This is a genomic window from Rhizobium altiplani, assembly GCF_001542405.1.
Taxonomy (GTDB): Bacteria; Pseudomonadota; Alphaproteobacteria; order Rhizobiales; family Rhizobiaceae; genus Rhizobium; species Rhizobium altiplani.
This window is the reverse complement of record NZ_LNCD01000091.1, coordinates 14,817-33,438: the sequence shown is the minus strand read 5'-3', so window position 1 is coordinate 33,438 and position 18,622 is coordinate 14,817. Positions and strand designations below refer to the sequence as shown.

Sequence of the window (18,622 nt, the reverse complement as noted above, 5' to 3'; positions counted from 1 at the left end):
CGCTTTTTTCAGCAGACGATAAAGGTCCTGCCGATCATTTCAACGGGACAATGCGACCTTTGACCGCCCGCCTTAGCCAATCGGATCAAATCGTGATGCTGGTCGGTATGGCTGAGGCGTCGGCCTGTGCCTCAAACGAGTAGGCGTTCACGCCTGATGCCTGCTGGCCGGTTCTTGCGCGCAAGTCGCGCATCGCCTTGTCCATGAGCTGCCGAACCTCCTGCAGGATGGCCTTGAACTCTTCCATTGTCTTGCGGTCTTCGGTGGAGATGCCGGCGGACGCCTGCTGTCCGTCTTCGACGACGCTCTGGTAGGCGTTGCGCGCCGCAGTTGCGCCGTCGGATTCGTCCGCTTGGGCGGCGCTCGCGTCGGAGCTGTCCGATGCCGCGGCCGCGTCTGTGGCTGATGTATCGGTTGCGGCATCTGCCGACGCCGCTCCGGTATCGGCCGTTGCCGCAGAGGCATTGGCTGTGGAAGCGATGTTTGTTGCACTGGCCGCAACAGCCGAGGCAAATTCCGCGGCAGCGGCGCTGATCTTGTGGGCAAGTTCGGCCGCAAGCCGGGCGACGACCTCCGGCGGGTAGCCCCCGCTCTTCAGCATTTCGAGTTGCTGCTTGGCTTCCTCAAGCTTGCGCGCCGCTCTGGCCTTCGCCGCTTCGGCCGAGGTGGCCATGCTCTCGCGCAGGCTTTCCTGTGCCTTTGCCGCATTCTGCAATATCTTCAGGCGCGCGCTGGTGCTGTCGGCCGACATATTGAGATTGTGGGCGGAATAGGTGTTGCGCAGGATGTTGAGCGCTGATGCGGAACCGACTTGCATACTATTCTCCGGATTGCACTATCCGGTGCAGTCTGCAACTTCACGCTTGCGTGGGCCTGTGCCGCCTATGCAAGCGTAGCGAGCGCATGGATCGTTTGATTGAACAGCGGCATGCCGCCAGGCGACCAACCGAGAGCACGGATCTTCGCCGTGTCCATCGGCGTAAGCTGCGCCTTGTCGGCGGGAAGCGGGAGCCTGTTCACGCAATCGCGCTCCCAGCGAATGTGTTCCAGGATGTCCCAGGTATCCAGCGTGACATCGGAGACGTTGAAGGTCTCGCCGGAGATACGCGCGGCGTCCGCTTCCAGCATCAGCCGTACGGCCTTGCCGACGTCTCTTCCGTGGACCTCGGTTCCGGCGCGTGATCGCAGGTGGCGGCCGGCTAGATAATCTTCGATCAGTCTGTCCCATTTGTTCGGTCGGAGGTCGCCATAGACGCCGGTCAATCGGAGGCTGGCCGTCGCGAAGCCGGGCGACGCGAGGTGTGCGAGACTGCACTCGGCATCAAGCTTGACCTGGCCGTAGAGGGTCTCGGGCTTTCCAGGCATGCCCTCTTTCAGCATGGTTCCCGGTGCATGCTCTCCGTAGGCGGCGCGGCTGGAAATGAAAACGCAGCGGCGCGTGCCGGCGCGTTTGGCTGCTTCGAAAAGCCGGACGCTGCCGTCGAGGTTGAAGCGCTTGAACGTCTCCGGGTCGTCGCCCTCGCCGCCGCGGTATTTGCCGGGCAGGTGGTGGAAGGCGGCGTGCACGAAGAAATAGGCGTCCTCGAAGGCTTCGATATAATCGTGCGCAGGATCGAGCGAGAGCGGGGCGAACTCGACCGGTCTCGAAAAGAAGCGGGGCAGGGGAGCGTGGCGGCCGCCGATGATCACGGTATAGCCGGCGGCGAGCAGTTCTTCGACGATATAGCGCCCGACGAGACCTGTTCCCCCCGATACCAATACCTTCATGCTGCCTCTTCCGGGTTCGCCATGGTCGATAGATCCGGCAGGTCATCGCCGGCATAGAATGCATGCCAAAGGTCGATCAGCGGCCGCAGTTTATCGACCTTCGGATGATTCGTCTCCCACGGCTTCTCATACTGGTAGTGCAGGACGGAAATACTGTGCCAATCCCAAAGCTGGGGCATGGTAAACCAGACATATTGGAGCATGTTGAAATAGATCGGCAGGCCGTGCCAATCCGGGAAAAATTCCTGCAGGAAGGTCTGGTCCGTGCGATTCCAGAACACTCCCGGCTGATCCAGTCGCTCCAGCATGCGTTGGAAAGTGTCTTCGGACGGTTGCGCGACGAAGACGCCGGAGTTCAGCCGCTGGAAGTCCTCGAGGGATTCATAGACGTTCGGGGCGGCCGAAAACTCGGGATAGCGGAAGAGCTTGTCGATGTTGTGCAACACGATCGCATCGGCATCGATGAAGACGCAACTGGTGTATTCGGTCAGCTGCCAGAGGCGCAGCTTGCAGAAATTGTCGAGCGGCGAGTGAAACGCCGGCTTGCGTCCTTTCGTGAAGGGAGCCGCGGCGTGCAGATTGGATCGAGCATGACGCTCATTGAACTCGGCTGACAGCGGTAGATGCTCGACCGGCACCAGGCGGCAGTCGAGCTTTAGGAGTGGGGCAAGGCTGGCTTGGTCAACGCCCGCGGTATGGAGGACGACGATGACCGCTGGGGTAGCGGTTCGGCGCAGGGATGTTGCAAGCGCCTTGGCACCCTTGGCGTAATCGTCGTTGGTGATGAGAGTGACATAGGCGTACCGGGGCTCACTCATGAAACGGACTTCAGCCTCTTGCCTTCCGGATCATGGTTGATCGTGGCGGCAATGTCCTTCGTCCAAGCGGAAACGGCAGGCACGCGCGACCGGTCAACGCGATAGGCAAATTTCTTGGCGACATCGACGATCTCGCTCAGAAGGCCTGCCTGGAGGGTGATCGGATCGAGGCCGAGATGGCGAAATTTCTCGTTCTTGACGATGAGTTCGTTTTCCGGTGCTTCCTTGCGCGGGTTCGGTAGCCAGGCGATTTCGGCGCCGCTCATCTTTGCGATCATTTCGGCGAGATCGCGCACGCGATGCGTTTCGGTCATCTGGTTGAAGATTTCGACACGGGCTCCGCGGGCAGGCGGGTTGTTCAAGGCAAGCTCGATGCAGCGTACCGAGTCCTGGATATGGATGAAGGCGCGGGTTTGGCCACCGGTGCCATGGACGGTTAGGGGATAGCCGATCGCCGCCTGGATGAGGAAGCGGTTCAGCACGGTGCCGTAGTCGCCGTCATAGTCGAAGCGATTGACGAGTTGAGGGTGCCGGCGTGTCTGCTCGGTATGCGTTCCCCAAACGATTCCCTGGTGCAGGTCGGTTATGCGCAGGCGGTCGTTCTTGGCGTAGAAATGGAAAAGCAACTGATCCAGGCATTTGGTCATGTGATAGATCGAGCCGGGATTGGACGGATAGAGGATTTCCTGGCTGACGGTCTCGCCGCTCGCCGTCTCGATGCCAACGGGCAGATACCCCTCGGGGATCGCCGCCCCGACCGTCGAATAGCCATAGACGCCCATCGTGCCGAGGTGGATGAGATGTGCGTCGAGCTGGAGTTCGACAAGCGCATTCAGGAGGTTATGGGTGGCGTTAACGTTGTTGTTGACGGTGTAGTTCTTGTGCCGGTCGCTCTTCATCGAGTAGGGGGCGGCACGCTGCTCGGCAAAGTGAATGACGGCATCCGGACGGTTCTCGGCGAGCCACTTCTTCAGGAGCTCGTAGTCCTTGGCGAGGTCGATCAGGTTGAAATGAATGCGCCGGCCAGTTTCGGCGTGCCAGATGCGCGTGCGCTCCTGGATCGAGTCCATCGGGGTCAGCGACTGGACCCCGAGTTCGGTGTCGATCCACCGCCGCGAAAGATTGTCGAGGATATGGATCTCATGCCCCGCGTCCGAAAGATGCAATGATGTCGGCCAGCCGATGAATCCGTCCCCGCCCATCACTGCAATCTTCATCGCGGTGTCTCCTGCTTGAATGTCTCTGTCAAAAATTACTTAGGAAGCGTGACAATTGTTCAATGCTTGCAAGGCGGAAAGTCTTCCGCCAAAGAGGGCGCGTGGCTTTGGAGAAAATTATGGCGGACAACGGTTTTTCGATTTCGGGTGAACTCACGGAAACGGGTCACCGGCTCCTGCAGCGGGTTTACTACGAGGACACGGATTTTTCCGGCCTCGTCTACCATGCCCGCTACCTGCACTTCCTCGAGCGCGGCCGCACAGATTACCTCCGGTGCCTCGGCGTCGAGCAACGAGAGCTTATCAATGCGGACGAGGAGGGACTTGTCTTCGTCGTCCATCGCATGGAGATCGACTTCAAGCAGCCGGCACGGATGGATGACATCCTGACGGTGCTGACCCACACCGAAAGAGCAGGCGGCGCCAAGATGGTCCTCAATCAGGAAATCCGGCGCGGCGAAACGCTGCTGATCGCCGCCAAGGTGATCATCGCCGTCATCAACGCCAATGCAAGGCCGCGACGACTGCCGGAGACTCTTGCCGCGAAATTTCTGGAAGGCAGCAAGCCGCTCCGCGGACCTTGAGCCCTCGCAACGAGCAGTGCGATTAACACCTTTTGCGTGCGGCGATTCGCCCGGGTTGATCGCGAACGCTGAAAAGACGCGGGATTCCGACCTTGCATAAACATGAGTTTTGTGTGAAGGAATTCGCGCGCTGGAAGATAAGCGCTGTTGTGGTCATCGACCTAGTTCTGACCAAGTAATCCAAGGGATAAATCTTTCGCCGATAGTTTCGCTGTCATGATCCGGCGCTAACGAACTATTAACCATAATAGTGTCTTACTCGGATTGTCAGAGTTTGTGCGGTGCACGCCTTCCTTTGACCAAATTTGACGGCAAGGAAGGCGGATAAGAGCTTGGAAGCTTGACCAGGGCTTTGGGCGGCGGCCGCCAGACACTTCTTGCGAGATCACTTTGTGCCGCCCGGTCAAGTGCCGGGCGTTTGGATTCGGGGATTTTGGATCAATGGAACAAGTAGGATTGGCAGCAGCAACGGCCGACGTCAGCCTCTGGTCGCTGTTTATGCAGGCAGGTCTCGTCGTCAAGCTGGTCATGCTCGGGCTCATCGCAGCCTCGGTCTGGACCTGGGCGATCGTCATCGACAAGTATCTGGCGTATGGTCGCGCACGGCGCCAGTTCGAGAAGTTCGAGCAGGTGTTCTGGTCGGGCCAGTCGCTGGAAGAGCTCTATCGCACGCTATCGGAGCGCAACAACACCGGCCTTGCCGCGATCTTCGTTGCGGCGATGCGCGAATGGAAGAAGTCGTTCGAGCGCGGTGCGCGCTCCCCGATCGGTCTGCAGATGCGTATCGACCGCGCCATGGACGTTACGCTGGCGCGTGAATCCGAATTTCTCTCCGCCCGTCTCGGCTCGCTGGCAACGATCGGTTCGGCCGGCCCGTTCATCGGCCTCTTCGGTACGGTCGTCGGTATCATGACCTCGTTCCAGGCAATCGCCGGCTCGAAGTCGACGAACCTCGCGGTCGTTGCTCCCGGTATCGCCGAAGCGCTGCTTGCAACCGCAATCGGCCTTGTTGCCGCTATCCCGGCCGTTATCGCCTACAACAAGTTCACTGCCGACGCCGGCAAGCTTTCGGGCCGTATGGAAGGCTTCGCGGATGAATTCTCCGCCATCCTTTCGCGCCAGATCGACGAAAAACTGCAGCCGCGCCAGGCCGCGCAGTAATCGACGGGAACGGAGTCAACGATATGGGTATGGGTGCTCCAAGCAGTGGCGGTAGCGGCGGTGGTCGCGGTGGTCGTCGTCGCGGTGGCCACAGAGGTGGTGCCATCTCCGAAATCAACGTGACGCCGCTCGTCGACGTCATGCTGGTGCTTTTGATCATCTTCATGGTGGCAGCACCGATGATGACGGTCGGCGTGCCCGTCGACTTGCCGGAAACACAGGCCAAGGCGCTGAATTCCGAAACGCAGCCGATCACGATCTCGGTGAAGAACGACGGCCAGGTGTTCCTGCAGGAAACACCGATCCCGGTCGAAGAGATTGCCGCGAAGCTCGAGGCGATCGCAACGACGGGCTACAATGAACGCATCTTCGTTCGCGGCGACGCGACCGCGCCCTATGGCGTGATCGCCGACGTCATGGCTCGCATCCAGGGTGCCGGCTACAAGAACATCGGCCTCGTGACGCAGCAGAAGAAGGACCAATAGCGAACGCTATGAAGGCCAGTATCGTCACATCTGCGGCTCTGCACTGTGCACTGCTTGCCTGGGCGCTGATCTCGATCGGCTCCCCGGAGCAGTTCAAGGTCGAGGATTTCGAGGCGATGCCCGTCGACCTCGTGCCCGTCGAAGAAATGACGCAGATGCAGCAGGGCGACAAGACGGCCAAGCCGAGTGAAAAGCCGGCGCCGAAGCCGACGGCCAAGCCGACCAATGTCGAAAACGCCGAGAACATGGGCGAGAACAAGGTCGACCTCAAGACGCCGCCGGTCCCGAACGCCAAGCCCAGCAATAACGAGAGCGCTGCTGCCCCCAAGGCCGTCGAAAAGCCTCTTCCTCAGAATGATCCCGTCCCCAACGAGGTGAAGGAGATAATGAAGGAGGAGACGGACGTCGAGCCGAAGCAGGTCGCGTCCATTACGCCGCCGAAGCCGGAAATCACCCCGCCGACGCCGCCAAAGCCTGAGGAAACGCCACAGGAACAGCCGGAGCCACCGAAGCCGGACGCCGAGGCGCTGCCGGACAAGGTTCCGACTCCGGTCGTGAAGCCGCAAGCCAAGCCGCCGGAACAGAAGTCGGCCGAAAAGCCCCCGGAGAAAAAGACCGAGGATCAGGCGAAGGCGGACGAAAAGCCGACGGACAAGAAGAAGGCCGACAAGAAGCAGGAGAAAGCGAAGTCCGCCTCCTCTAAGCAGAGCGACTTCAACGCCGACGATATCGCGGCGCTGCTGAACAAGCAGGACCCGTCGAATGGCGGAGCCAAAAGTTCGACCGAGGTTGCTTCGCTCGGTGCCAAGAAGGCCACCGGTGGCTCCAAGCTCTCGATGAGCGAGATGGATGCGCTGCGTAGCGCGATCGCCGGCAACTGGTCGGTTATCCCGGGGATGGAAGGTGCTAGCGACGTTCGCATCAAGGTCCACATGAAGCTGGACCCTGACGGTAACATCATCGGCTCACCCGAGGTCGAAGCGGTTGGCGGCACCAACGAGGCGACCCGCATGGCGTTGGCAAGCGGTGCCAAGCGTGCCGTGATGAAGTCGTCGCCCTTCACCAATCTCCCGAAAGACAAATATGACGCCTGGGGCGAAGTTATCGTCAACTTCGATCCCAGCGATCTAGCACTTTAAAATGCTGAAAGGCTTGTCCTCCATGACCAAGTGTTCCCTCATTCGCGCCTTGATGGTCGCCGTCGGCATGATAACCACTGCGGTTGTCGCCACGCCGGCCAACGCGCTTGTCGAAATCAACATCAACAAGGGCAATGTCGAGCCACTGCCGATCGCGATCACCGATTTCCTGCAAGGCGACATGGGCGCCCAGGTGTCGCAGGTGGTTGCCGCCGACCTTCAGCGCTCCGGCCTCTTTGCGCCGATCAACAAGAACGCCTTCATCGAGAAGATCTCCAACCCGGATGCCGCTCCGCGCTTCGAAGATTGGAAGGTCATCAATGCGCAGGCCCTCGTTACCGGTCGCGTGACGCAGGAAAGCGACGGGCGCCTGCGCGCCGAGTTCCGCCTTTGGGATACATTTGCCGGCACGCAGATGACGGGCCAGCAGTTCTACACCCAGCCTGAGAACTGGCGTCGCGTTGCCCATATTATCGCCGATGCGATCTACAAGCAGATCACCGGCGAAGAGGGCTACTTCGATACGCGCGTCGTCTTCGTATCCGAGTCCGGCACGAAGCAGGAGCGCAAGCGCCAGCTCGCCATCATGGACCAGGACGGCTACAACGTGCGCATGCTGACGAACGGCAGCGATCTCGTGCTGACGCCGCGCTTCTCGCCGAACCGCCAGGAAGTCACCTACATGTCCTTCGCCAACCAGCAGCCGCGGGTTTACCTGCTGCAACTGGAAACTGGACAGCGCGAAGTGGTCGGCAACTTTCCGGGCATGACCTTCTCGCCGCGCTTCTCGCCTGACGGACAGAAAGTCGTCATGAGCCTTCAGCAGGAAGGCAACGCAAACATCTACACGATGGATCTGCGTTCGCGCACCACGACGCGCCTGACGTCCACTGCTGCGATCGATACCTCGCCGTCCTATTCGCCTGATGGCAACCGCATCGTCTTCGAGAGCGACCGTGGCGGCCACCAGCAGATCTACGTGATGAATGCCGATGGCTCCGGCCAAACCCGTATCTCCTTCGGAGACGGCAACTACTCGACGCCGGTCTGGTCTCCGCGCGGCGATCTGATCGCCTTCACCAAGCAGTCGGGCGGCAAGTTCTCGATCGGCGTCATGAAGCCTGATGGTTCGGGTGAACGCATCCTGACGACGGGCTTCCATAACGAGGGCCCGACCTGGGCGCCGAACGGCCGCGTCATCATGTTCTTCCGCCAGGCAGCTGGTGCCGGCGGCCCGCAGCTCTACTCGATCGATCTGACGGGCTACAACGAGCAGCTCATCAAGACGCCGAACTTCGCTTCGGACCCGGCCTGGTCGCCGCTTCTCGAGTAGGAAAGCCTGTGGATGTGCCTTTTTGTCGCCGCAAAAATCCCTGATTGGGGCGACTGAGGGACAAATCAACCATCTGTTAACCATAATTCTTGAATGCCGATTAACCCAACGAGGTTACAGTCCGGCAACCTTAATCAAGTCGCAAGGAGACCGGCCATGAGCCGAATTCACACCCCGGCAATGAGCCGCATGCAGAATTTCGCCCGTAACCCCGTCATGATCGCGCTTGTCGCCGGTCTTGCCTTGGCCGGTTGCGCCAACAAGAAGAACATGGCGAACAGCGCTGGTGACCTGGGCCTCGGTGCCGGCGCCGCAACGCCTGGTTCTGCACAGGACTTCACCGTCAACGTCGGCGATCGCATCTTCTTCGACACCGACTCCACCTCGATCCGCGCGGACGCTTCCCAGACCCTCGACCGCCAGGCTCAGTGGCTTGCCCGCTATCCGAAGTACGCGATCACCATCGAAGGCCACGCCGACGAACGCGGCACGCGCGAATACAACCTTGCTCTCGGCGCTCGCCGTGCAGCGGCCACCAAGGATTACCTTGCTTCGCGCGGCGTTCCGGCACAGCGCATGAAGACGATCTCCTACGGCAAGGAACGCCCGGTTGCCGTCTGCGACGATATTTCCTGCTGGTCGCAGAACCGCCGGGCCGTTACCGTTCTCGGTGGCGCCGGCATGTAATTGCCGGGAAATATTACAATTTCGAAAGGCGGCTCCAACGCGGGCCGCCTTTTCTTTTTGAACACACTTTGGCCAGTTTCCGTTGCTTTTTGAAAGCAATTGGAAAAATCTCCTGTTCGTGCCAATGGGTGCGAAGAATCACAGGGACAGGACAAACCATATGAAGAAATTTGTCGTTGCGGGCATGCTGTGCCTCGCGGCCGTGGCCGGGGCGGGCCAATCGGCGAATGCGACGTCGCTTTTCGGGTGGCAGATCGGCGGCAAGGCTGCCAATCGGCAACCGCAGGCACCGGTTGTAAACGTGCAGGCGGGCGGCCCTGAGGTTCGCATCCAGCAGCTGGAAGAACAGCTGCGCCAGCTGAACGGCCGCATCGAAGAGATGAGCTTCCAGCTCCTGCAGATGCAGGAAACGATCCGCAAGGCGCAGGAAGACAACGAATTCCGCTTCCAGGAGCTGGAAAAGGGCGGCGGCAGTAGTGCCGGCAGCAGCTCCAAGACGATGAAAAAGAGCGAAGCCGATGTGCCTCCTCCGGCGCAGGGCCGGAGCGGTGGTGACGATGTCGCCCGCGTAATCCAAGCACCGCAGGGAGCCGAAACGGCTCCCTCGACCGACGTTCCTGCAAATGATGGTCTCGGCCAGCCGCCGAAGCAGCTCGGTTCGATGCAGTTCGACCAGAGCGGCAATCCGGTCGGAGGCTCGGTCAACGAGAATGCCACGGTCGGATCCGGCCCGGTTCCTGGCGTCGATTCCGGCCGTTCGTCGCAGACGGCCTCGCTCGGCAGCGAAGCCGACCAATACAAGGCCGCCTACGGCCACGTGCTTTCCGGGGACTATTCGACGGCCGAGCAGGAGTTCACCCAGTACATCGCTCAATACCCGAGCAGCGCCCGCGCGGCGGATGCCAATTTCTGGCTTGGCGAAGCGCTCTACTCGCAGGGCAAGTACAATGAGGCCGCCAAGACGTTCCTCGATGCTCACAAGAAGTATGGCAGCTCCGAAAAGGCGCCGGAAATGCTTCTCAAGCTGGGCATGTCGCTTGCGGCGCTCGACAATACGGAAACCGCATGCGCCACGCTGCGGGAAGTCTCGAAGCGTTACCCCAAGGCTTCGCGTGCCGTGATAACCAAGGTTGCCAGCGAGCAAAAGCGTCTCGCCTGCTAAGGCCTTCCGGTTTGCGCCCGGATAGCCCCCTCCTACCTGAGACGGCAGCGCGCCGTTTCCTTGACTCGCTGATCGGGCCCTCGCGCATCCTTGTTGCGATTTCGGGCGGAAGCGATTCAACAGGCCTGCTTTTGGCTCTTGCCGAAGCGAGCAAGGCTGTACCCAACTCGAAAATCTCTCTTTGCGCTGTTACAGTGGATCATGCACTGCGGACAGAATCGGCCGAAGAGGCGCGCCAGGTTGCTGCCCTCTGCGGGTCGCTCGATATCCCTCACGTCGTTAAAGTCTGGCAGGGCGAAAAGCCCAAGGCCGGCCTCATGGCGGCTGCGCGCGACGCCCGCTACGCGCTGCTTGCCGAAGCCGCCGAGAACTTCAACGCCGACATCGTTGTAACCGCGCATACGGCAGACGATCAGCGCGAGACGCTCGCCATGCGGTCGGAGCGCTCAGAACAGCCAAGCACCGGCATCGCCGATCTCGTGCTCTTTGATCGCCGCATTTGGGTTGCCCGACCGCTGCTTAGCTGTCGGCGAGAGGCGATCCGCGAATATCTTCGCACGAGACATGTCGGCTGGATCGACGACCCAAGCAATGATGACCCGACCTATGAACGTGTGCGGATGCGATCCCGCCTCGCCGACGAGGTGGATGCCGTCCCGGATGCGGGCGAGGCCGGTGACTTGCGCACGAGCGTCGCCGCTTCGGCGGCTAGATGGCTGGATCAGCATTTCGTTATGCATTCTCCCTTGGTCGGCCAGGTACTCCCGGCCGGACTCACCTCGGAGAGGGGCATTCTTGATTATGCCATTGCGCGCCTTGCTGCGGTTTTCGGCGGGCAGGCGTTCCCGCTCGGACGCAAGCAGACGGACGATGTGCTGGCGCTTATCAAAAGCGATCAGCCAGATCGGATGACCGCGGGCAGGGTAGTGTTTGACCTTCGGCGCGACGGGCTTTTTCTCGTTCGTGAAAACCGTGGGATCCTGCCGTTGACGCTGGCGCCGGGCACGCGCGGCGTCTGGGACAGGCGGTTCCTGGTTGAAAATGCAGCCCCGATGGATATCGGCGTCGTTGCCGGCGGAGCTGAGATGCAGAGCGACCGGCTACCGAGGGGCGTGCTCAGGCGGGCCCGGTCAGCGGCGCCATGCGTCGTCGACGCTGCTGGGTCCGAAGTTCCCGATCGTGTTGCCAAGAAAGTCAGGATCAGTCCCTATTTCTCGCCGTTCGACCGTTTTTTGACACGATTTGACTTCATCTTCGCTGACAGGCTTGCGGCTGCCTTTGGAACGCGCCCCTATCCAAAACCGCCTTTAGGTCTTATTGACGGAAAATCTATCTAACAGTCCAGTTTTCCTTGGCATTCACCCAAGGCAATCCTATGTTAGAGACCAAATAAGACGGTCGCCATGAGGTGGCTGTTCCAGTGCTGGGGAGTTCGATGAACCCTAACTTACGTAATTTCGCCTTGTGGGCAATCATTGCGCTTCTGCTGATTGCCCTGTTCAGCATGTTCCAGACGTCGCCGGCGCAGACCAGCTCCCGCGAGATCCCTTACTCGCAGTTCCTGCGGGAAGTGGATGCGGGCCGCGTCAAGGAAGTCGTCGTCACGGGCAACCGCGTCACCGGCACCTATGTTGAAAACGGCACCACCTTCCAGACCTATACGCCTGTTGTTGACGGCAGCCTGCTCGATCGCCTCCAGCAGAAGAATGTCCTCGTTTCGGCGCGCCCGGAAACCGATGGCTCTTCGGGCTTCCTGAGCTATATCGGTACGCTGTTGCCGATGCTGTTGATACTGGGCGTCTGGCTCTTCTTCATGCGGCAGATGCAGGGAGGCTCACGCGGTGCGATGGGCTTCGGCAAATCCAAGGCCAAGCTTCTGACCGAAGCGCATGGCCGGGTGACCTTCGATGACGTCGCAGGCGTCGACGAGGCCAAGCAAGACCTTGAGGAAATTGTCGAATTCCTGCGTGATCCGCAGAAATTCCAGCGCCTCGGCGGCAAGATTCCGCGTGGCGTTCTGTTGGTTGGCCCTCCGGGCACCGGCAAGACGCTGCTCGCCCGCTCTGTTGCAGGCGAGGCCAATGTGCCGTTCTTCACGATCTCGGGCTCCGACTTCGTCGAAATGTTCGTCGGCGTCGGCGCAAGCCGTGTCCGCGACATGTTCGAACAGGCCAAGAAGAATGCGCCCTGCATCATCTTCATCGACGAAATCGACGCTGTCGGTCGCCATCGCGGCGCCGGTCTCGGCGGCGGTAACGATGAACGTGAGCAGACGCTGAACCAGTTGCTGGTCGAGATGGATGGCTTCGAAGCAAACGAGGGCATCATCCTGATCGCGGCGACGAACCGCCCTGACGTTCTCGATCCCGCACTTCTGCGTCCGGGCCGCTTCGACCGCCAAGTGGTCGTGCCGAACCCCGACATCGTCGGTCGCGAGCGTATCCTGAAGGTTCATGCCCGCAACGTTCCGCTGGCACCGAACGTCGATCTCAAGGTTCTGGCTCGCGGTACGCCCGGCTTCTCCGGCGCGGATCTGATGAACCTCGTTAACGAAGCTGCCTTGATGGCTGCGCGCCGCAACAAGCGCGTCGTGACCATGCAGGAATTCGAGGACGCCAAGGACAAGATCATGATGGGCGCCGAGCGCCGCTCTTCGGCGATGACCGAGGCTGAAAAGAAGCTCACGGCCTATCACGAAGCCGGTCACGCGATCACCGCACTCAATGTGGCGGTCGCCGATCCGCTGCACAAGGCAACCATCATCCCCCGCGGCCGTGCGCTTGGCATGGTGATGCAGCTCCCCGAGGGCGACCGCTACTCGATGAGCTACAAGTGGATGGTCTCGCGCCTCTGCATCATGATGGGCGGCCGCGTTGCTGAGGAACTGACTTTCGGCAAGGAGAACATCACATCGGGTGCATCCTCAGACATCGAGCAAGCCACCAAGCTTGCTCGTGCGATGGTCACCCAATGGGGCTTCTCCGACGAGCTCGGCCAGGTGGCCTACGGCGAGAACCAGCAGGAGGTCTTCCTCGGCCACTCTGTTTCGCAGTCGAAGAACGTCTCCGAGGCCACCGCCCAGAAGATCGACAACGAAGTTCGCCGCCTGATCGACGAGGCCTATACCCAGGCCCGCGATATCCTCACCGACAAGCATGACGAGTTCGTCGCGCTGGCCGAAGGATTGCTCGAATACGAGACGTTGACGGGCGAGGAAATCAAGGCGCTGATTCGCGGCGAAAAGCCTTCGCGCGATCTCGGCGACGACGCGCCGCCCAGCCGTGGCTCGGCCGTTCCGAAGACCGGTAGCCGACCGGTGGCTAAGGGTGACGAGCCTGAAGCCGGCCTAGAGCCGCAGCCGCATTGATTTATCTTGAGAATGCCTGAAAGGCCGGGGTCCAGTCTGGACTCCGGCCTTTCGCGTCGGTAACGCGATGTAATGGATTTTCTCGCGAATTTACGTGATGGTGACAGCGATTTATGTCATGCCGGTGACATAGGGAGGCTTCACTCGAAGCTCTTGTAACGACATTCGCCCGTGGCGACGTGATTTTTGCAAGTAATAATGCGCAGCCTGAAGGCGCGCTAAGGCACAGGGGTGCATATGAAAAGACGCTATTTCGGTACAGACGGTATTCGCGGTCAATCCAATGTGTTCCCAATGACACCCGACCTTGCGATGCGGGTCGGGATTGCAGTCGGAACGATCTTTCGCCGAGGCAACCACCGTCATCGCGTTGTCATAGGCAAGGACACCCGCCTTTCTGGTTATATGCTCGAAAACGCGATGGTCGCAGGCTTCACTGCTGCGGGCGTCGATGCCTTTGTTCTCGGTCCTATCCCGACGCCAGCCGTGGCGATGCTGACGCGGTCCTTGCGCGCCGACATCGGCGTCATGATCTCGGCGTCCCACAATCCCTACCAGGACAACGGCATCAAGCTATTCGGGCCAGATGGCTATAAGCTGTCGGACGATCTGGAATCGCAGATCGAGGATCTGCTCGAAAAGGATCTCTCGACGCAGCTTGCCAAGGCCGACGACATCGGCCGCGCCAAGCGTGTTGACGGCGTGCACGACCGCTATATCGAGCATGCCAAGCGCACGCTGCCGCGTGACGTCACGCTACAAGGCTTAAGGATCGCGATCGACTGCGCAAACGGAGCCGCCTACAAGGTGGCGCCCGCTGTTCTCTGGGAACTCGGCGCCGACGTCGTGACCATCGGCAACGAGCCGAACGGCACGAACATCAATCTCAATTGCGGCTCGACCAGCCCGGTTGCTCTGCAGAAGAAGGTCGATGAAGTCCGTGCCGATATCGGCATTGCGCTCGACGGCGACGCCGATCGCGTGATCATCATCGATGAGAACGGCGCTGTTGTCGACGGCGACCAGCTGATGGCTGTCATTGCCGAGAGCTTTGCCGAAAGCCAGCAGCTTCGCGGCGGCGGTATCGTTGCGACGGTGATGTCGAATCTCGGGCTGGAGCGCTTCCTCGAGGATAAGGGCCTCGGCCTCGTACGCACGATGGTCGGTGACCGCTATGTCGTCGAGCACATGCGCCAGCACAGCTACAACGTCGGTGGCGAGCAGTCCGGTCACATCGTGCTGTCGGACTACGGTACGACGGGCGACGGTCTGGTGGCCGCATTGCAGATCCTTGCTGCGGTCAAGCGGACCGGCAAGACGGTGAGCGAAGTTTGCCGCCGCTTCGAGCCAGTGCCGCAGCTCCTTCGCAATGTGCGCATTTCCGGCGGCAAGCCGCTTGAAGACGCCCGTGTGCGGAAGGCAATCGCCGATGCAGAAGCCGAGCTCGGTCATAGCGGCCGCCTTGTTATCCGCCCGTCCGGCACCGAACCGCTGATCCGGGTCATGGCTGAAGGCGATGACCGCGGCCAGATCGAACGCATCGTCAATGATCTGGTTGGTATAATCGGTGGTGCGCGCGACGCCGCGTGACGTCCGTATTTGTCAACATGGCGGGCGTTGTTTCGGCGTCCGGCCATGTGCGCAAGATCATGATAAAGATTTTCTGAATTTAATCTGACATTAACTCTAATTTGTAAGACTCCGGGATGAATAAAAGCCGGGCGTGGTCGAATGACGCACGCCCGGGCATCGATTGTTTCTGGAGCATACTATGAAGAGATTTTTGATTGCCCTGGCTGCGGCGTTGACGGCAGGTGGCCCGGTTCTCGCTGCCGATCTTTATGTCGATCCGGCTCCTCCGCCCCCTCCCGCCTTCGGCGGATGGTACCTGCGCGGGGACTTGGGCATGACTAACCAGCGTCTTGGCAGTATGCAGCACGAATTGTTTGACGACGTAGAACTCCACGAATTTCCGGATGAGGGCTCATTTGACAGTGGCCTGCTCGGTGGGTTGGGCGTCGGTTATCAATTCAACCAGTGGCTCCGCGGCGATGCGATCGTTCAGTATCGCGGCAAGACCGATTTTTCCGCGCTCGATCGTTACGGTCATACCGATGCGACGGGACCCGTCTGGGATGGTACGAATGACTACGATGCTGCCAAATCGGAATGGCTGTTGATGGCCAATGCCTATGTCGACATCGGCACATGGGAAGGCATTACGCCTTATGTCGGCGCCGGCATCGGTGCCTCACGCAACACGATCTCTCGGTTCAGGGACGTCAACGTCCCGACCCAAGGCGTTGCTTATGGTGACAGTGAATCCACTTGGAACTTTGCTTGGGCGCTCCATGCCGGCATCGGCTATCAAGTGACAGATCGCCTCACCGTCGATTTTGGCTATAGCTACGTCGATCTTGGCGACGCAAAAACCGGCCCGCTCCGTTCCTACGACAACACGGTGAACACCGGCCCGATGCACTTCGACAACATTACCTCGCACGATTTCAAACTCGGCCTGCGCTATTCGCTGCAATAGCCGACACCCCATTGTTGCGAGCGCCTCGACTTCAAGGCCGCCGTCAGGTCGGCCTTTTTCGTTTCTCCCCGTCCCCGATCGAAGTTAACAAACATAGTTAACCGCGCGTTAGCATCTGGTTGGAATAATGCCCGGATGGTCAGTCATGCGGGCATTTCTCTGCCCGGTCGGGAATTGCAATGAAATCGTCCACCATCATCCGCGCCACGGCGGCAAGCTTCGCTCTGTTCGGCGGTCCGGCGATGGCGGAGGAACCCCCGATTACGCAGGCACCCGAGGTCACCATTGCCGGCGATGCATCGGCAAGGGGCTGGTATCTTCGCGGTGATCTTGGCTATGCGCCGTGGACAGGAAACGAAGCGCCGGCCTACCGCTTTACTGACGCCGGGGGCGCCACTGCTGGCGGCGAATTCGATCCGGCACGTTTTTCCAGGCCGATTTCAGGCGGTGCCGGTATCGGCTATCAATTCACCGACATCTGGCGCGCCGACTTCACGGGCGACTTTTTCAAAAGCACGTTCACCGGAACAGCCCGCACCGATTTGCCTTGTGCTGCATCCGCAGCCGTCGGAACCGGCTGCGCCTTCGGTGCGCGCGGCGATCTTCGGGCCTATGGCGTGATGGCGAACGGCTATGCCGACCTCGCGACGATTGCCGGTTTCACCCCTTATGTCGGTGCCGGGATCGGGGCGACCAATGTAAAATGGGGGAACGTGCATGCGCAACCCGCGTGCACGGATGGTGCTTCGACCTGCTCGGGAGCGGCGTTCTCCCAGCAAGAACTCAATGGCGAAAGCAGCTGGCGCTTCACTTATGCGCTGATGGCCGGCCTCAGCTATGAGGTTACGGATACCATCAAGATCGATGTCGGCTACCGCTTCTCCGACATTGCCGGCGGCAGCATGTTTACGGGTCCTTCGGGATCAAGCGGTCGCGACGACGGACTGACGCGATACGAAATCCGTGTCGGCTTGCGGATCGCCGGCTGGTAAGTCCGCGGCGCAATGACGCGCATACGCTAAAAATCTCTCTCCTAGCGACAGCGGCTGCTTGACTTCGATCCCACCGCCCTATAACGACGGCGGCGGGACACTCCTCCCCAACGAGGAGCTATCTATCTGGAAGGATAGCACATGGCGAAGACCGCAAAGCCGGACGTACGTCCGAACAATACTCATTTTTCTTCTGGCCCTTGCTCGAAGCGCCCCGGTTGGTCGCTCGAAGCCCTTTCCGATGCGGCTCTTGGCCGTTCGCACCGCGCGAAGATCGGAAAGACGAAGCTCAAGCAGGCCATTGATCTCACCCGTGACGTTCTGGAAGTGCCGGCGGATTACCGCATCGGTATCGTTCCCGCTTCCGACACTGGCGCCGTTGAAATGGCCCTCTGGTCGTTGCTCGGTGAGCGCGGCGTCGACATGGTCGCCTGGGAAAGCTTCGGCGCTGGTTGGGTTACCGACGTCGTCAAGCAGCTGAAACTGAAAGACGTCCGCAAGATCGAAGCTGGCTACGGCGAGCTGCCGGATCTTTCCACCATCGATTTCGACCGCGACGTGGTCTTCACCTGGAACGGCACCACCTCCGGTGTTCGCGTTCCGAACGCCGATTTCATTCCGGCTGATCGCAAGGGTCTGACGATCTGCGACGCCACCTCGGCCGCTTTCGCACAGAATCTCGACTTCGCCAAGCTCGATGTAGTCACCTTCTCCTGGCAGAAGGTTCTGGGCGGCGAGGGCGCACATGGCGTCATCATCCTGTCTCCGCGCGCTGTCGAGCGTCTGCTCACCTACGCGCCGGCCTGGCCACTGCCGAAGATCTTCCGCATGACTTCGGGCGGCAAGCTGATCGAAGGCATCTTCAGCGGCGAGACCATCAACACGCCGTCCATGCTCTGCGTCGAGGACTATATCGATGCACTGCTCTGGTCGAAGGAAGTCGGCGGCCTCAAGGCCCTGATGGCCCGCGCCGATGCCAACGCCAAGGTAATTGCGGACTTCGTTACTGCCAACGACTGGATCGCCAACCTGGCGGTGAAGCCGGAGACGGCATCCAACACGTCCGTCTGCCTGAAGATCGTCGACAAGGACGTTCTGGCGCTCGACGCCGATGGTCAGGCGAACTTCGCCAAGGGCGTCGTCAGCCTGCTCGACAAGGAAGGTGTCGCCTATGATATCGGCCACTATCGCGATGCACCGTCGGGCCTGCGCATCTGGGCAGGTGCCACGATCGAGACTGCCGACATGCAGAAGCTGATGCCGTGGCTCTCCTGGGCGTTCGCGACCCAGAAGGCGACGCTTTCCCAGGCTGCTGCCTGAGCTGATAGCATCCGGCTCCGCCGAACGGGCGGAGCCTCGCATCCCTGATTT

17 protein-coding genes are annotated in these 18,622 nt (G+C 60.4%); 13 read left to right on the top strand and 4 right to left on the bottom strand.

Translation table 11 applies throughout. The features are described 5' to 3' along the window. Positions 1 to 85 precede the first annotated feature (85 nt). The 4 genes from AS026_RS21765 to AS026_RS21750 form a co-directional block, all read right to left on the bottom strand. A complete protein-coding gene (locus AS026_RS21765; RefSeq protein WP_062371749.1) occupies positions 86 to 817 on the bottom strand; it encodes a hypothetical protein in 732 nt (243 codons plus the stop codon). Between the two features lie 65 nt (positions 818 to 882). After that, on the bottom strand, positions 883 to 1,767 hold the full coding sequence (locus AS026_RS21760) for an NAD-dependent epimerase/dehydratase family protein (RefSeq protein WP_062371746.1): 885 nt from the start codon (positions 1,765 to 1,767) through the stop codon (positions 883 to 885). Next, positions 1,764 to 2,585, bottom strand: coding sequence for a glycosyltransferase (locus AS026_RS21755; RefSeq protein ID WP_062371743.1), 822 nt, complete (start codon positions 2,583 to 2,585; stop codon positions 1,764 to 1,766). Before AS026_RS21755 ends, AS026_RS21760 begins: the two co-directional genes overlap by 4 nt. Continuing rightward, positions 2,582 to 3,802 carry an NAD-dependent epimerase/dehydratase family protein gene (locus AS026_RS21750; RefSeq protein WP_025660912.1) on the bottom strand — a complete coding sequence of 407 codons (1,221 nt, stop codon included), beginning with the start codon at positions 3,800 to 3,802 and terminating at the stop codon, positions 2,582 to 2,584. Before AS026_RS21750 ends, AS026_RS21755 begins: the two co-directional genes overlap by 4 nt. A 119-nt stretch (positions 3,803 to 3,921) precedes the next feature. On the opposite strand from AS026_RS21750, the gene ybgC reads away from it, so the two are divergent. The 13 genes from ybgC to AS026_RS21685 all read left to right on the top strand — a co-directional run bounded on the left by ybgC (position 3,922) and on the right by AS026_RS21685 (position 18,571). Further along, entirely contained in the window at positions 3,922 to 4,386 is a 465-nt protein-coding gene (gene ybgC / locus AS026_RS21745) for a tol-pal system-associated acyl-CoA thioesterase (RefSeq protein WP_025660913.1), read from the top strand. A 441-nt stretch (positions 4,387 to 4,827) separates the two neighbouring features. After that, positions 4,828 to 5,547 (top strand): protein TolQ, encoded by a 720-nt coding sequence (gene tolQ / locus AS026_RS21740; RefSeq protein ID WP_016557208.1) that lies wholly within the window; start codon positions 4,828 to 4,830, stop codon positions 5,545 to 5,547. Between the two features lie 23 nt (positions 5,548 to 5,570). After that, entirely contained in the window at positions 5,571 to 6,032 is a 462-nt protein-coding gene (gene tolR, locus AS026_RS21735) for a protein TolR (protein WP_062371742.1), read from the top strand. Between the two features lie 8 nt (positions 6,033 to 6,040). Beyond that, the gene (locus AS026_RS21730; protein ID WP_025660915.1) at positions 6,041 to 7,171 is read left to right on the top strand and encodes a cell envelope integrity protein TolA; all 1,131 of its coding nucleotides are present in this window, start codon (positions 6,041 to 6,043) and stop codon (positions 7,169 to 7,171) included. Between the two features lie 22 nt (positions 7,172 to 7,193). After that, positions 7,194 to 8,504, top strand: coding sequence for a Tol-Pal system beta propeller repeat protein TolB (gene tolB / locus AS026_RS21725; protein WP_018859210.1), 1,311 nt, complete (start codon positions 7,194 to 7,196; stop codon positions 8,502 to 8,504). 156 nt (positions 8,505 to 8,660) lie between these two features. Then, positions 8,661 to 9,191 carry a peptidoglycan-associated lipoprotein Pal gene (pal, locus tag AS026_RS21720; RefSeq protein WP_007802639.1) on the top strand — a complete coding sequence of 177 codons (531 nt, stop codon included), beginning with the start codon at positions 8,661 to 8,663 and terminating at the stop codon, positions 9,189 to 9,191. Positions 9,192 to 9,351: 160 nt separating this feature from the next. Beyond that, positions 9,352 to 10,353 (top strand): tol-pal system protein YbgF, encoded by a 1,002-nt coding sequence (gene ybgF, locus AS026_RS21715; RefSeq protein ID WP_026372052.1) that lies wholly within the window; start codon positions 9,352 to 9,354, stop codon positions 10,351 to 10,353. A gap of 11 nt (positions 10,354 to 10,364) precedes the next feature. Continuing rightward, positions 10,365 to 11,690: a tRNA lysidine(34) synthetase TilS gene (gene tilS / locus AS026_RS21710; RefSeq protein ID WP_062371740.1), complete on the top strand. Its 1,326-nt coding sequence runs from the start codon at positions 10,365 to 10,367 to the stop codon at positions 11,688 to 11,690. Positions 11,691 to 11,788: 98 nt separating this feature from the next. Then, complete coding sequence (ftsH, locus tag AS026_RS21705) at positions 11,789 to 13,720, top strand: ATP-dependent zinc metalloprotease FtsH (RefSeq protein ID WP_025660918.1); 1,932 nt, start codon at positions 11,789 to 11,791, stop codon at positions 13,718 to 13,720. A gap of 237 nt (positions 13,721 to 13,957) precedes the next feature. Next, positions 13,958 to 15,310: a phosphoglucosamine mutase gene (gene glmM / locus AS026_RS21700; protein WP_018859215.1), complete on the top strand. Its 1,353-nt coding sequence runs from the start codon at positions 13,958 to 13,960 to the stop codon at positions 15,308 to 15,310. Between the two features lie 181 nt (positions 15,311 to 15,491). After that, on the top strand, positions 15,492 to 16,259 hold the full coding sequence (locus tag AS026_RS21695) for an outer membrane protein (protein WP_018859216.1): 768 nt from the start codon (positions 15,492 to 15,494) through the stop codon (positions 16,257 to 16,259). 179 nt (positions 16,260 to 16,438) lie between these two features. Then, entirely contained in the window at positions 16,439 to 17,251 is an 813-nt protein-coding gene (locus AS026_RS21690) for an outer membrane protein (protein ID WP_062371738.1), read from the top strand. A gap of 141 nt (positions 17,252 to 17,392) precedes the next feature. Then, the gene (locus AS026_RS21685; RefSeq protein WP_025660920.1) at positions 17,393 to 18,571 is read left to right on the top strand and encodes a phosphoserine transaminase; all 1,179 of its coding nucleotides are present in this window, start codon (positions 17,393 to 17,395) and stop codon (positions 18,569 to 18,571) included. Positions 18,572 to 18,622: the final 51 nt, after the last annotated feature.

Coding starts and splice junctions, on each gene's coding strand:
- AS026_RS21765 (WP_062371749.1), bottom strand. CDS start 817: ATGCAAGTCGGTTCCGCATCAGCGCTCAACATCCTGCGCAACACCTAT.
- AS026_RS21760 (WP_062371746.1), bottom strand. CDS start 1,767: ATGAAGGTATTGGTATCGGGGGGAACAGGTCTCGTCGGGCGCTATATC.
- AS026_RS21755 (WP_062371743.1), bottom strand. CDS start 2,585: ATGAGTGAGCCCCGGTACGCCTATGTCACTCTCATCACCAACGACGAT.
- AS026_RS21750 (WP_025660912.1), bottom strand. CDS start 3,802: ATGAAGATTGCAGTGATGGGCGGGGACGGATTCATCGGCTGGCCGACA.
- ybgC (WP_025660913.1), top strand. CDS start 3,922: ATGGCGGACAACGGTTTTTCGATTTCGGGTGAACTCACGGAAACGGGT.
- tolQ (WP_016557208.1), top strand. CDS start 4,828: ATGGAACAAGTAGGATTGGCAGCAGCAACGGCCGACGTCAGCCTCTGG.
- tolR (WP_062371742.1), top strand. CDS start 5,571: ATGGGTATGGGTGCTCCAAGCAGTGGCGGTAGCGGCGGTGGTCGCGGT.
- AS026_RS21730 (WP_025660915.1), top strand. CDS start 6,041: ATGAAGGCCAGTATCGTCACATCTGCGGCTCTGCACTGTGCACTGCTT.
- tolB (WP_018859210.1), top strand. CDS start 7,194: ATGACCAAGTGTTCCCTCATTCGCGCCTTGATGGTCGCCGTCGGCATG.
- pal (WP_007802639.1), top strand. CDS start 8,661: ATGAGCCGAATTCACACCCCGGCAATGAGCCGCATGCAGAATTTCGCC.
- ybgF (WP_026372052.1), top strand. CDS start 9,352: ATGAAGAAATTTGTCGTTGCGGGCATGCTGTGCCTCGCGGCCGTGGCC.
- ftsH (WP_025660918.1), top strand. CDS start 11,789: ATGAACCCTAACTTACGTAATTTCGCCTTGTGGGCAATCATTGCGCTT.
- glmM (WP_018859215.1), top strand. CDS start 13,958: ATGAAAAGACGCTATTTCGGTACAGACGGTATTCGCGGTCAATCCAAT.
- AS026_RS21695 (WP_018859216.1), top strand. CDS start 15,492: ATGAAGAGATTTTTGATTGCCCTGGCTGCGGCGTTGACGGCAGGTGGC.
- AS026_RS21690 (WP_062371738.1), top strand. CDS start 16,439: ATGAAATCGTCCACCATCATCCGCGCCACGGCGGCAAGCTTCGCTCTG.
- AS026_RS21685 (WP_025660920.1), top strand. CDS start 17,393: ATGGCGAAGACCGCAAAGCCGGACGTACGTCCGAACAATACTCATTTT.